The sequence below is a fragment of the Streptomyces triculaminicus genome (assembly GCF_017349075.1).
In the GTDB taxonomy this organism is placed as follows: domain Bacteria; phylum Actinomycetota; class Actinomycetes; order Streptomycetales; family Streptomycetaceae; genus Streptomyces; species Streptomyces triculaminicus.
In genome coordinates this window covers 763,946-776,401 of the sequence record NZ_JAFMOF010000002.1, presented here as the reverse complement: position 1 = coordinate 776,401, position 12,456 = coordinate 763,946, and the positions used below count along the sequence as shown (strand labels likewise).

Here is a 12,456-nt window from a genome sequence, read left to right as displayed (position 1 = left end):
GACTTTGTGCCGACGCTAAACAAAATACGGATGGCCCTTCTGGGGGAACGGCGACCGGCTCCCGAGGAGACCGTACTCCCCCGTCTGAGAACCGCACTGACCCTTTTCTTCGCCCTCGACGGCTTCCTCTTCGCCGGCTGGGTGGTCCGCATCCCCGCCATCAAGGAGCACACGGGCGCCTCCGCCGGCGACCTCGGGCTGGCCCTGCTCGGCGTGTCGGCGGGCGCCGTCGCCACCATGACGGTGACCGGCCGGCTGTGCCGGCGCTTCGGCAGCCACCCCATGACGGTGCTGGCCGCCGTCCTGATGTCCCTGGGCATCGCCCTGCCCGCGCTGGCCGGCTCCGCCCTCTCCCTCGGACTGGTCCTGCTCGTCTTCGGGGCCGCCTACGGCGGCATCAACGTCGCCATGAACAGCGCCGCCGTCGACCTCGTCGCCGCGCTGCGCAGGCCCGTGATGCCCAGCTTCCACGCCGCCTTCAGCGTCGGCGGGATGCTCGGCGCCGGGATCGGCGCCCTGATCGCCGGGCATCTGCCGGCCGACCGCCACCTGTTCCTGCTGGCCGCGACCGGACTCCTCGTCTCCGGCGTGGCGGGACGGGCGCTCCTCGCCCACCCGGCGCCCCGCCCCGCCCCGCGCGCCACGACCCCGGCGTCCGACGCCCCGCAGGCCGGCGGGCGCGAGCGCCGGCTGGTCGCCGTCCTCGGCCTGATCGCCCTGTGCACCGCCTACGGCGAGGGGCGCTCGCCGACTGGGGCGCGCTCCACCTCCAGCAGGACCTATCGGCCCGGCCCGGAGTGGCGGCGATCGGCTACTCCGTCTTCGCGCTCGCCATGACGCTCGGGCGGCTGACCGGCAGCGCGCTCCTGGAACGGCTGGGCCAGACCCGGCTGCTGGTCGCCGGCGGCGCGACCGCCGCGGCGGGCATGCTGCTCGGCGCGCTGGCGCCCAGCCTCTGGGCGGCCCTCGCCGGCTTCGCCGTCACGGGCCTGGGCCTGGCCAACATCTTCCCCGTCGCGATCGGCCGGGCCGGCGAGCTGGCGGGCCCGGGCGGCGTCGCCGCCGCCTCCACGTTCGGCTACGGCGGCATGCTGCTGGGACCGCCGGCCATCGGCTTCCTCACGGACTGGTTCTCCCTGCCCGTGGCGCTGACCACGGTCGCCGCGCTCGCGGCCGTGTCGGCGCTGATCGCCCGTACGACGCGGGAGCCGGGCCGCGGGCCCGTTGTCGGTGGCCGCTGACACCATGGGGGGCATGGCGGACACGGAAGGCGGGAGCCGCGCCGGGTGGCGCTGCGCCGGGCTGCGCTGGAGCACGGCCGGCGCGGCCCCGGAGCCGGCGCTGGTGTGGCGGCATCCCGCGCACGGGGAGCGCCTGTCGCCGCTGCCGCCCGGGCGGCCGCTTGCGTTCACCACGGGCGACGGGCGGCACTGCGTCGGCGTGCGCAGGGGCGGGCGGCACACGCCGTGCCCGGACGCGGCCGCGGTGCCGGAGACCGCGGTCTCGGCGCAGTGCCCGCAGTGCGCCCGGCTCGACCGGTCCCGTTCGGTGGCGGCCGACACCATCGCCGACGACCCCCGCCCGTACGACGTCTACCTCGCCTGGTTCGCGCCCGGTCTGATCAAGGTCGGCATCACGGCCGCCGAGCGGAACGGCGCGCGCCTGCTCGAGCAGGCCGCGCTCTCCTACGCCCTGCTCGGCCGCGGCCCCCTGATGGCCGCCCGCCGGTCCGAGGCGGTGCTCGGCGCCGCCCTCGCGGTGCCGGACCGCTTCCCCTACGCGGCCAAGCGCGCCGCCCGACACCCGGCGGCCCCGCCGGCGGACCGCGCGGCCGAGCTGGCGGAGCTGCACGAGCGGGCGCTGGGGCTCCCGGGGCTCCCCGAGTCCCTGGCGGTACGGGACTTCGCGCCGGTCCACCACGACGCGGCGTTCCACCTCGGCCGCGTCCGCCCGTCCCCCGGCACCGTCGCACTCGCCCCGGGCCGCACGGTGGCGGGCCGCGTGGCGGCGGTGGCCGGGCCCGACGTGTACGTGGACACGCCGGGCGGTCAGCTGCTGCTGGACGCCCGGCACCTGGCCGGCTGGGCACTCACGGCGGCGGCCCCGGACGCGACGACGACGGCGTCGATACGGACCGCTGCGCGCCCGGCCGAGCCGGACGCGCTGTTCTGACGTACGCCCCGCGGCTGTATTGGGGGCGGGGGCGGGGCGGGAAGGGCCCTTCTGGGGCTGGATTATTTACGGCCCGGCCCAACCGGGTCAGCCGGCCGGACATTCGCCGCAAATAACCCTGACGCCCCTGCCAGGGCCCTTCCCGCCCCGCCCCTCCCGCTCGCGGGTCCGGTCAGCCCGGTCCATCGCCGACAGCGTCCGCCGCGCCAGCGGGTGCGTCCGTACGATCTCGGCGAGCGTGGTCGTGCCGCGCACGACGCGCGCGAACGCGCGCCACGCCGGGCGGAAGCCGGTGAGGGCGGCGTGGACGAGGCCCGGGCGGCGCTCGAAGAGGGTGAGCATGCGGCGGCCGACGCCCATCTCCACGCCCAGGCCGGCCTTGATGGCGAAGGCGTAGTTCAGCGCCTGGCGGCGGGCGTCGACGGCGTCCTGCGCCTCGGCGATGCGCACGGCCCACTCACCCGCGAGCCGACCCGAGCGCAGGGCGAAGGAGATGCCCTCGCGGGTCCACGGCTCCAGCAGCCCGGCCGCGTCGCCGCAGACGATGACCCGGCCGCGCGAGAGCGGCGAGTCGTCGGTCCGGCAGCGGGTCAGGTGGCCCGAGGAGATGCTGGGCTCGAAGCCCGCCAGCCCCAGCCGGGCGATGAAGTCCTCCAGATAGCGCTTGGTGCCCGCGCCCTCGCCGCGCGCCGAGATCACGCCGACGGTCAGGGTGTCGCCCTTGGGGAAGACCCATCCGTAACTGCCCGGAATCGGGCCCCAGTCGATGTGCACCCGGCCGGCCCAGTCCTCGGCGACCGTCGCCGGCACCGGGATCTCGACCTCCAGGCCGAGGTCCACCTGCTCGAGCTTCACCCCGACGTGTGCTCCTATGCGCCCGGCGCTGCCGTCCGCGCCCACGACCGCGCGGGCGTGGAGGGTCTCGCCGTCGGAGAGGACGACGGCCACGGTGCGCCGGTCGGGCACGGCCGGGCCGTGCTGCTCGACCTTGGAGAGGGCCACGCCCGTGCGCACCTCGGCGCCCGCCTCCTTGGCGGACTCGACGAGGGCGGCGTCGAACTCCGGCCGGTTGATGAGCCCGAAGAGCATCCCCTTCGAGCGGCGGGTGCGCGTCAGCTTGCCGTCGAGCGAGAAGGTGACGGCGTGCACGCGGTCCCGCAGGGGCAGTTGGAAACCGGGCGGCAGCGCGTCCCGCGAGGGGCCGATGATGCCGCCGCCGCAGGTCTTGTAGCGCGGGAGCTCGGCCTTCTCCAGGAGCAGCACCCGGCGGCCCGCGGCCGCCGCCGCACGGGCGGCCGAAGCCCCCGCGGGCCCGGCGCCCACCACCACGACGTCCCACACCGGCTCGCTCGCCGCCGTGCCGTCCGAGCCCGCTTCCCGGGCTGCGTTGTCGCTGCTCACCTGTGCTTCTACTCCCGTTTGATCACCGGCTACGACTACCGTGCGCATCCTACGGCCCACCGTCCGGCGGCCCGTTCGGGGGAAGGCCCCCGGGGACGCGCGCACCGGCCATGGGAGGATCGGTGCGCAATCGCCCGTATGTGCGGACACCACGTCTGTACGGACACAACGTCGCGCCCCCAAGGAGCGTTCCATGGACACGTCCTCGAGCCGCCTGCCCGATCCGGCCGCGCTCGCGACGACTGTCGCCTCCCTGCAGTCCCGTGCCCGGACCGAGCTGGCCGAACTGGTCGCCTTCAAGTCCGTCGCCGACGAGGCGCAGTTCCCCAAGAGCGAGTGCGAGGGGGCCGCGAAGTGGGTGGCCGACGCGCTGCGCGCGGAGGGCTTCGAGGACGTCGCCCTGCTCGACACCCCGGACGGCACGCAGTCCGTCTACGGCTGCCTTCCCGGCCCGGCGGACGCCCCGACCGTGCTGCTGTACGCCCACTACGACGTGCAGCCCACGCTCGACGAGGCCGCGTGGATCTCCCCGCCCTTCGAGCTGACCGAGCGCGACGGGCGCTGGTACGGCCGCGGCGCCGCCGACTGCAAGGGCGGCGTGATCATGCACCTGAACGCGCTGCGCGCGCTGAAGGCCCACGGCGGCGTCCCGGTCAACGTCAAGGTCATCGTCGAGGGCTCCGAGGAGCAGGGCACCGGCGGCCTCGAGCGGTACGCCGAGGCCCACCCGGAGCTGCTGACCGCCGACGCCATCGTCATCGGCGACGCGGGCAACTTCCGTGTCGGCCTGCCCACGGTCACCGCGACGCTGCGCGGCATGACCCTCGTCCGCGTCCAGGTGGACACGCTCGAGGGCAACCTGCACTCGGGCCAGTTCGGCGGCGCGGCCCCCGACGCCCTCGCGGCCCTGATCCGCGCGCTGGACTCGCTGCGCGCCGAGGACGGCTCGACGACGGTGGACGGGCTGGCGGCGGACGAGAGCTGGAGCGGTCTGCAGTACCCCGAGGAGCACTTCCGCGAGGACGCCAAGGTCCTCGACGGCGTCGAGCTGATCGGCTCGGGCACCGTCGCCGACCGCCTCTGGGCGCGCCCGGCCGTCACCGTCCTGGGCATCGACTGCCCGCCGGTGGTCGGCGCCACCCCGTCCGTCCACGCGAGCGCGCGGGCGCTGATCAGCCTGCGCGTGCCGCCGGGCCAGGACGCGGCGCAGGCCACGCGGCTGCTCGTGGCGCACCTGGAGAAGCACGTGCCGTGGGGCGCGCGGATCGCGCTGGAGCAGGTGGGCCAGGGCCAGGCCTTCCAGGCGGACACCGCCAGCCCGGCGTACGCGTCGATGGCGGAGGCCATGCGCGTCGCGTACCCCGGCGAGGAGATGCAGACGGCGGGCATGGGCGGCTCGATCCCGCTGTGCAACACCCTCTCCACGCTCTACCCGGACACGGAGATCCTCCTGATCGGTCTGAGCGAGCCGGAGGCGCAGATCCACGCGGTCAACGAGAGCGTGAGCCCGCAGGAACTGGAGCGCCTCACGCTCACCGAGGCCCTGTTCCTGACGAACTACGCGGCGAGCAAGCGCTAAAAACCGGCGAACCGGCACCCGGGAACGAACGGGAGGGGGCGGGCGCGGGCCGGGGAGGGACCTGGCAGGGGCGTAAAGCGGTTTCGCGGGCAGGTGCGGGGCACTCACAGGCAACGTCGGCGAGGCCCGCGAAATCGCAGCCCCGGAAGGGCCCTTCCCGGCCCGCGCCCGCACCCGCAGCACAGGCGGACGCACCCGCACCCGCACCACAGACGGACGCACCCACACCCGCCGGTCACCCCACCGGCACGCCGCCCTCAAGGTTCAACGCCCGCCCCTGCTCCCGCGCCCGCAACGCCCACCGCAGCCGGTTCAGCCGCACCGGCGGCAACATGCCCCCGCCTCCTCCTCGGTGACGAACCGCCACCCCCGCAGCTCGGCCCCGGGCAGCAGCAGCCGCCGCGCGTCGGCCTCGGCCAGCCGCCCCCCGTCGAAGAGCAGGCGCAAGCCCCCGTACCCGGGCGGCTTGGGCGGCTCCCAGTCGACGACCAGCAGCCGCGGCACGGACGAGAGCTCGATGCCGATCTCCTCGGCGACCTCGCGCATGCCCGCGCGGGCGGGCGCCTCGCCGGGCTCCACCACTCCGCCCGGGAACTCCCAGCCGGCCTTGTACGTGGGGTCCACGAGCAGCACCCGGTCGTACTCGTCGAAGAGCAGCACCCCGGCGGCGAGCGTCTCGGCCCGCGGCTCGGGGGTCTGGACGATCGGGCAGAACGCGGCGCTGCCGTCGCGCACGGCCTCGGCGACGCGCTCGGCCACCTGGCGCGGGGTCAGGCCGGCGGTGTCGACGGCGAGGGCGTCGTCCCCGAGCCAGGACGCCAGCGCCCGGCGGTACGGCACGACGTGGTCCCGCGACCACCGCCGGACGGACTCGCTCCGCTCCACGTCGCCGGGGAACTCCACGCGGTTCTCGATGCGCTCCCGCAGGATCGTTTCATCGACGGTGAGCACCACATGCCGTACCGGTATCCGGCGGGACGCCAGCGCCCCGAAGATCTCGTCCCGGTACTCCTGGCGCAACAGCGTCATCGGCACGACGAGCACCCCGCCCAGCTCCGCCAGCAGCGCCGCCGCCGTGTCCGCGACCATCCGACGCCAGATGGGCAGGTCCTGATAGTCCCCCACCTCGCCGAGTCTCCCGGGGGGCAGCAGATGGCGCAGCGCCCCGCCCGTCACCTCGGGGTCGTAGAGGGTGCTGCCCGGAAGGAGCTCGGTCAGCAGCTTCGCCGTGCTGGTCTTGCCCCCACTGAACGCACCGTTCAGCCAGACGATCACGGTTCCCCCTTCTCCGTAGCCCCCTGTGGCCTGCGGAACACCTGGCGCGGAACACAGCCCCCGGATCGCGGCGCGCGCGGCGGGGGAATACGTGCCGGAACACGTGCCCGCAACACCTTGCCACGGAAACGTGTACGAGCGGCATGGGGCACGGACTGGCCACGCGGCAGGTGACGGAGGCCACAGCGCCCTGTCACCTGCCCGTCACCTACCCGCGCCCGGCCCCCACAGTCCCCGCCGCTCGGCCGCCGCGGCCGCCGCCCCGACCAGCCCCGCGTCGGAGCCCAGCCGCGCGGGCAGCACCTCGACGGCCGAGGTGAAGGACAACGCCGCGTAGTCGCGCAGGCGTTCGCGCAGCGGGGCGAAGAGCACCTCTCCGGCCTGTGCGACGCCGCCGCCTATCACCGCGACCTCGATCTCCACGAGCGCCGCCGTCGCGGCGATGCCCGCGGCCAGCGCCTGCGCCGCGCGCGCGAAGGAGGCGAGCGCGATGGCGTCGCCCGCCCGGGCGGCGGCGGCCACGGCCGCCGCGCTCGCCTCCTCGCCGGGCTCCGGCCGCCAGCCGTCGGCGAGCGCGCGGCGCGTGATGTTCGGTCCGCTGGCGAGGCGTTCCACGCAGCCCCGGCCGCCGCAGGGACAGGGGTCGCCGTCCAGGGCGACGCTGATGTGGCCGATGTGGCCGGCGTTGCCCGTGGGCCCGGGATTCAGCCGCCCGCCGAGGACGAGCCCTCCGCCGACTCCCGTGGAGACCACCATGCACAGGGCGTTGGCCCGCCCCCGGGCCGCGCCGCGCCAGTGCTCGGCCGCGGTCATCGCCACCCCGTCGCCGACCAGCGTCACCGGCAGCCCGCCCACCGCCCGGGCCACCTCGGCGACCAGCGGAAACCCTCGCCAGCCGGGCACGTTGACGGGGCTGACGGTGCCGCGCGAGGCGTCGACGGGGCCCGCACTGCCGATGCCCACGGCCCGTACCCGCGACCAGTGCACGCTCCGGCCCAGCTCGGCGAGCACGCCGGCCACCGCGTCCATGACCGTCGCCGCGTCCTCCGTCGCCGGGGTGGGCCGCCGGGCGCGCGCGAGCAGGTGCCCGCCGGCGTCCACGAGCGCCCCGGCGATCTTGGTGCCGCCGAAGTCGAGAGCGGCGACGAGGTCGCCCTGGTCGTTGCGCACGGTGCGATTGTCTCCTGGTCCACGGGCGGTGGGGGTCGGTCCGGGAGGTCAGTCTGGCCCTGCTTGACAACGTTGTCCAGGCTCTATGCTCGAGGTCACCTCCGAGGTGCCCGACGTCGTCCCCGTACGTGCGACGTCACCCGCGGGCACCAGACGGCTCTCTGCGCGAAGGACGGGCGTCCATGGCCATCTCCGCCGATACTCCCCGGGCCGCCGGTTCTCCCGCGCCGGCCGCCGCCGGTGGCACGCACGCCCGCGGCGGGCCGCCGCCCCGCTACGGCACCCGTCCCACCATGAAGGACGTCGCCGCCCGCGCGGGCGTGGGCCTCAAGACCGTCTCCCGCGTGGTCAACGGCGAACCGGGCGTCACCCCCGACACCGAGCGGCGCGTCCAGGAGGCCATCACCGCCCTCGGCTTCCGCCGCAACGACAGCGCCCGCATCCTGCGCAAGGGCCGCACCGCCTCCGTCGGCCTCGTCCTCGAGGACCTCGCCGACCCCTTCTACGCCCCGCTCAACCGTGCCGTCGAGGAGGTGGCCCGCAGCCACGGCGCCCTGCTCATCAACGGCTCCAGCGCCGAGGACCCCGAACGGGAACGGGAGCTGGCCCTCGCCTTCTGCGCCCGCCGCGTCGACGGCCTGATCGTCATCCCGGCGGGCGGCGACCACCGCTACCTGGAGCCCGAGATCGCGGCGGGCGTCGCCACCGTCTTCGTCGACCGCCCCGCCGGGCTCATAGACGCCGACGCGGTGCTCTCGGACAGCTACGGCGGCGCCCGCGAGGGCGTCGCCCACCTCATCGCCCACGGCCACCGCCGCATCGGCTTCATCGGCGACCGGCCGCGCATCCACACCGCCGCCGAGCGACTGCGCGGCTACCGCGCCGCGATGGCGGACGCCGCGCTGCCCGTGGACGAGAACTGGGTGTCGCTGGGCCCGACCGCCCCCGAGCGCGTACGGGCGGAGGCCGAACGCATGCTCGCCGGGCCGCGCCCGGTCACCGCGCTCTTCACGGGCAACAACCGGGTGACCGTCACCGCCCTGCGCGTCATAGCCCGCCTGCCCCGTTCCGTGGCGCTGGTCGGCTTCGACGACCTGGAGCTGGCCGACCTGCTCTCGCCCGGTGTCACCGTGGTCGCCCAGGACGCGGCCCGGCTGGGCCGTACGGCCGCCGAGCTGCTGTTCCGCCGGCTGGAGGGCGCCGGGGAGGCGCCGCGCCGCGTGGAGCTGCCGACCCGCCTCATCGTCCGCGGCTCCGGCGAACTACCGCCCGCCGGCGACTGACCCGGGCCCCCGCGCCCCGCCAGCGCCTCGAGCTCCCCACGCCCCAGCCCCGTCAGCGCGGCGACCTCGTCCGCGTCCACCGCGCCGCAGTCCAGCCCGCGCAACAGGCTTCCGCTCAGCGCCCGGGCCGTGGCGGGCTCGTCCAGCACCGCGCCGCCCGCGATCCCCTCGGTGTACGCGGCGAGACGGGCCGCGTTCCGCTCGAGGCCCTCGCGGTGGAAGGCGTAGACGGCGGCGTAGCGGGTCGGCAGATGGCCGGGGTGCATGTCCCAGCCCTGGTGGTAACCCCGCGTCAGCGCCCGCCGTACGAGCCGGTGGTGCAGCCGCCACGCCGCGTGGACCTGTGCGGTGTCCCCGACGGGCAGCACGTTGGTCGAGCCGTCGGAGAGGCGGACGCCGGTGCCGGCGGCGGCGACCTGCATGACGGCCTTGGCGTGGTCGGCGACCGGGTGGTCGGGCGACTGGTGCGCGGCGCCGATGCCGCAGGAGGCGCTGTAGTCGAAGGTGCCGTAGTGCAGGGAGGTGGCCCTGCCTCCGGCGGCGTCGATCAGCCGGGCGACCGTCGCCCGCCCGTCGGCGCCGAGGATCGCCTGGGTGGTCTCGATCTGGATCTCGAATCCGATCCGCCCGGCGTCCAGCCCGCGCGCCTTCTCGAACTCCCCCGCCAGATGGGCCATCGCGGCGACCTGCTCGGGGTAGGTCACCTTGGGCAGCGTGAGGACGAGCCCGTCCGGGAGACCGCCCGCGGCCATCAGCCCGGTGAGGAAGATGTCGAGGGTCCGTATCCCTCGCTCGCGCACGGCCGCCTCCATGCACTTCAGGCGGATGCCCATGCAGGGCGCTGCCGTCCCGTCCTCGAACGCCGCCGCGACGAGCTTCGCCGCCCGCGCCGCCGCCGTGTCCTCCTCGGCGTCCGGACGCGTCCCGTACCCGTCCTCGAAGTCGATCCGCAGATCCTCGACCGGCTCGCGCCCGAGCTTGGCCCGTACGCGCTCGTGGACCTGATCCGCGAGCTCGCCGGGCAGTCCGAGAACGCGGGCCAACTCCCCCGCGCCCGGCGCGTGCTCGTCGAGCACGGCGAGCGCCCGGTCGCCCCAGGACCGTACGGTCGTGGCGTCGAAGACGTCGGCCGGGACGTAGACCGTGTGCACAGGCTGGCGGCTGCCGGGATCGCCCGGGTAGCGGCGCGCGAGCTCGGCGTCCACCCGCGCCAGGGACGCCGCGACGCGCTCGCCGACCGCGCTGGTGAACGTCGTGGCGATGCCCTGTTCCCGCCCCATGCGACACCCCTCCGCACTTCCGCTGCACGGAATCAACTGTCCGTCCGGCGAAGCTATCCGGGCCCGAGCCGAGGGTCAACGGTGCGTACGGCCCGCTCCCGACGGACGGTCAGGCGACCGGCGGCTCGAGCCCCAGGGAGCCGACCAGGTCCAGCATCTCGTCGCGGTAGAGCGCGCCGGGGTCGGTGGCGATGGGCGAGAGATGCCCGTAGAGCTCCAGCGCCAGCAGCCCGTGCATGCGCCCCCAGGCGCGCAGCGCCACCGCGACCGCCGCGGGCGGCAGGCCGGGATGCTCGGCCCGGATGCGGGCGCCCAGTTCCTCGCCGAAGTCGGGCCACCCGTAGGAGGCCTGGCGGCGGGCGGGGCGGGCGTGCGGCCACGCGTCGGCGATCAGACCGACCAGCCCGGCGCAGGCACGTCCGCGCGCCGTGGCGGCGGGACCGCCTTCCGGCGGCCGGTAGCCGGGGACCGCGTCGCCGTAGACGAGGCGGAAGCCCTGGGGGTTGGCGAGCGCCCAGGTCCGCAGCGCCTCGGCCCACGCCAGCAGGCGGCCTGCCGCGTCGTCGGCCGGCCGGGCGTCGCGGGCCGCCTCCACGGCGTCGACGAGGCCGGTGTACACCTCGCCGATGAGCGTGGTGATGAGGTCGTCGCGGGTGGCGTAGTAGCCGTAGATGGCCCCCGCCGTCATGCCCATCTCCCGCGCGATCGCCCGCAGGGTGATGGCGTCCGGACCGCCCTCGCCCATCAGCTTCAGCGCGATCGTCCTGATCTCCCGGGCCGTCTCGGCCCGCAGTCGTTCCCGGCGATTCAGCGTCTCGTTCACCACCGTTGACACTTTACGGCACGGAGTTACTATCTGGCGTAGAAAAACTGAACGGCGTGTAGTGAATGCACGCCGTGTATGCGGGAGGGGATTTTCCATGGACATCGGGGTTCTCGGCGCCACCGGGCTCATCGGCCGGGCGGTCGTGGCGGAGGGGCTGCGTCGCGGCCACCGGGTCACCGCCCTCACGCGGGATCCGGCGCGCGTTCCGGCACAGGGGGGCGGCGCGACATGGCGGGTCGCGGACGCGGGCGACGTCGAGGGGGCGGCACGGGCCGTCGCCGGGCTGGACGTCATGGTCAACGCCATCGCCCCGGGGGGCGACATCCCCGACCAGATCACGCACGCCCACGTCCTGCCGGACACCGCCCGCGCGCTGCTGAAGGCGCTGGAGCTCCACCCCGCCACCCGGCTGGTCGTGATCGGCGGCGGTGGCAGCCTGGAGTCGGCGCCGGGCGTACGCGTCCTGGACGACGAGGAGGGCTTCGCCCGCATCCTGACGGATGTTCTGCACGTTCCCGCCGCCTACCGCGCGGTCGCGCTCGCCCACGCCGAGGTACTGGACCTGTGCCGGCTGTCGGACCGGAACTGGACGTACCTGAGCCCGTCGGCCGGTCGCATCGAGCCCGGCGAACGCACGGGCCGCTACCGCGTGGGCGGCGACCAGGTACTGCCGCCCGTGGAGGGAGCGGGCGACATCTCCACCCAGGACCTCGCCGTGGCCGTGCTCGACGAGATCGAGACCCCTCGGCACGTCCGACGCCGCTTCACCGCGGGCTACTGACCTGCCGTCAGGCGCGCACTCCGGGACCCCCGTACGCGGCCGCGTACGGGGGACGTGGCGTGAATGGCCCCCTTTGTGCCTATGCTCGCGCGGTTCGACGACCGGGCAGCGGGCCCGGTCCCACGGAGAGGAACGCGCGATGCGTCGCAAGTCATGGCTGGCCGCCGGGGCCGGAACAGTGGTGCTGGTGGGCGGGGTGATCGCGGCCGTCGTGCTGAGCGGGGACGACGACGGGGATCCCGCGCCCAGGGCCCGCCAGTACAGCGCCCACAGCGCCTGCCTGCTGACCGACGCGCAGGGGGTGACGGGGCGTGAGGCGGCCCCGGTCTGGGCCGGGATGGAGGACGCCTCCCTCGCCACCAAGGCGAAGGTGATGAACCTCCCGGTGTTCGGTCCGGACAACGTGGCGAACGCCGTGCCCTATGTGAACACCCTCGTCCAGCGGCGGTGCGACGTCGTGATCGCGGTGGGCGGAACCCCGGTGGCGGCGACGCGCGACGTCGCCGGACGGACGCCGAAGACGCGGTTCGCGGTCGTCGGGGACGGCAGGACCGAGGGCAATGTGACGGTGATTCCGCGGACGGAAGGCACCCGGGCCGCCGCCGCGCGGGTGGTGAAGGAGGCGGTTCAGGGCGAACCGAAGGGGTGACCGATCGGCTCGGACCCTGTCTCGAACCCTGTGCGGTCGC

The 12,456-nt window shown here is 75.2% G+C and carries 8 protein-coding genes and 3 pseudogenes; 6 read left to right on the top strand and 5 right to left on the bottom strand.

Translation table 11 applies throughout. The annotated features are described in order from the left end of the window. The first annotated feature begins 6 nt into the window (after window positions 1-6). Together J1792_RS13530 and J1792_RS13525 are read left to right on the top strand one after the other, a co-directional pair. Window positions 7-1,241: pseudogene (locus J1792_RS13530) on the top strand (MFS transporter). Between the two features lie 13 nt (window positions 1,242-1,254). Next, window positions 1,255-2,172 (top strand): DUF2797 domain-containing protein, encoded by a 918-nt coding sequence (locus J1792_RS13525; RefSeq protein WP_207247327.1) that lies wholly within the window; start codon window positions 1,255-1,257, stop codon window positions 2,170-2,172. Between the two features lie 87 nt (window positions 2,173-2,259). Here the strand turns inward: J1792_RS13525 and J1792_RS13520 are convergent, their stop codons facing one another. Beyond that, complete coding sequence (locus tag J1792_RS13520; RefSeq protein ID WP_307842973.1) at window positions 2,260-3,573, bottom strand: geranylgeranyl reductase family protein; 1,314 nt, start codon at window positions 3,571-3,573, stop codon at window positions 2,260-2,262. Window positions 3,574-3,766: 193 nt separating this feature from the next. Here J1792_RS13520 and J1792_RS13515 point away from each other — a divergent pair, with 193 nt between their 5' ends. Next, window positions 3,767-5,152, top strand: a complete 1,386-nt coding sequence (locus J1792_RS13515; protein ID WP_207247325.1) for a dipeptidase — start codon at window positions 3,767-3,769, stop codon at window positions 5,150-5,152. Window positions 5,153-5,387: 235 nt separating this feature from the next. Here J1792_RS13515 and J1792_RS13510 read toward each other — a convergent pair. Then, window positions 5,388-6,427, bottom strand: a pseudogene (locus J1792_RS13510) (NUDIX hydrolase). Between the two features lie 204 nt (window positions 6,428-6,631). Further along, window positions 6,632-7,597 carry an ROK family protein gene (locus tag J1792_RS13505; protein WP_086569798.1) on the bottom strand — a complete coding sequence of 322 codons (966 nt, stop codon included), beginning with the start codon at window positions 7,595-7,597 and terminating at the stop codon, window positions 6,632-6,634. Between the two features lie 293 nt (window positions 7,598-7,890). Between J1792_RS13505 and J1792_RS13500 the strand changes: the two genes are divergently transcribed. Further along, the gene (locus J1792_RS13500) at window positions 7,891-8,880 is read left to right on the top strand and encodes a LacI family DNA-binding transcriptional regulator (protein ID WP_242646114.1); all 990 of its coding nucleotides are present in this window, start codon (window positions 7,891-7,893) and stop codon (window positions 8,878-8,880) included. A gap of 11 nt (window positions 8,881-8,891) precedes the next feature. Here J1792_RS13500 and J1792_RS13495 read toward each other — a convergent pair. Both J1792_RS13495 and J1792_RS13490 read right to left on the bottom strand, forming a co-directional pair. After that, window positions 8,892-10,160 (bottom strand): annotated as a pseudogene (locus J1792_RS13495) (DUF6986 family protein); the annotation flags it as partial. A gap of 109 nt (window positions 10,161-10,269) precedes the next feature. Continuing rightward, window positions 10,270-10,983 carry a TetR/AcrR family transcriptional regulator gene (locus J1792_RS13490; RefSeq protein WP_307842972.1) on the bottom strand — a complete coding sequence of 238 codons (714 nt, stop codon included), beginning with the start codon at window positions 10,981-10,983 and terminating at the stop codon, window positions 10,270-10,272. Between the two features lie 97 nt (window positions 10,984-11,080). Here J1792_RS13490 and J1792_RS13485 point away from each other — a divergent pair, with 97 nt between their 5' ends. Both J1792_RS13485 and J1792_RS13480 read left to right on the top strand, forming a co-directional pair. Next, window positions 11,081-11,767: an NAD(P)-dependent oxidoreductase gene (locus tag J1792_RS13485; RefSeq protein WP_207247322.1), complete on the top strand. Its 687-nt coding sequence runs from the start codon at window positions 11,081-11,083 to the stop codon at window positions 11,765-11,767. Window positions 11,768-11,906: 139 nt separating this feature from the next. Continuing rightward, complete coding sequence (locus tag J1792_RS13480) at window positions 11,907-12,416, top strand: type 1 periplasmic-binding domain-containing protein (protein WP_207247321.1); 510 nt, start codon at window positions 11,907-11,909, stop codon at window positions 12,414-12,416. Window positions 12,417-12,456: the final 40 nt, after the last annotated feature.

What these genes read in the sequence shown, in the direction of transcription:
- J1792_RS13515 (WP_207247325.1), top strand. Translation starts at nt 3,767, where the DNA reads ATGGACACGTCCTCGAGCCGCCTGCCCGATCCGGCCGCGCTCGCGACG.
- J1792_RS13480 (WP_207247321.1), top strand. Translation starts at nt 11,907, where the DNA reads ATGCGTCGCAAGTCATGGCTGGCCGCCGGGGCCGGAACAGTGGTGCTG.
- J1792_RS13500 (WP_242646114.1), top strand. Translation starts at nt 7,891, where the DNA reads ATGAAGGACGTCGCCGCCCGCGCGGGCGTGGGCCTCAAGACCGTCTCC.
- J1792_RS13525 (WP_207247327.1), top strand. Translation starts at nt 1,255, where the DNA reads ATGGCGGACACGGAAGGCGGGAGCCGCGCCGGGTGGCGCTGCGCCGGG.
- J1792_RS13485 (WP_207247322.1), top strand. Translation starts at nt 11,081, where the DNA reads ATGGACATCGGGGTTCTCGGCGCCACCGGGCTCATCGGCCGGGCGGTC.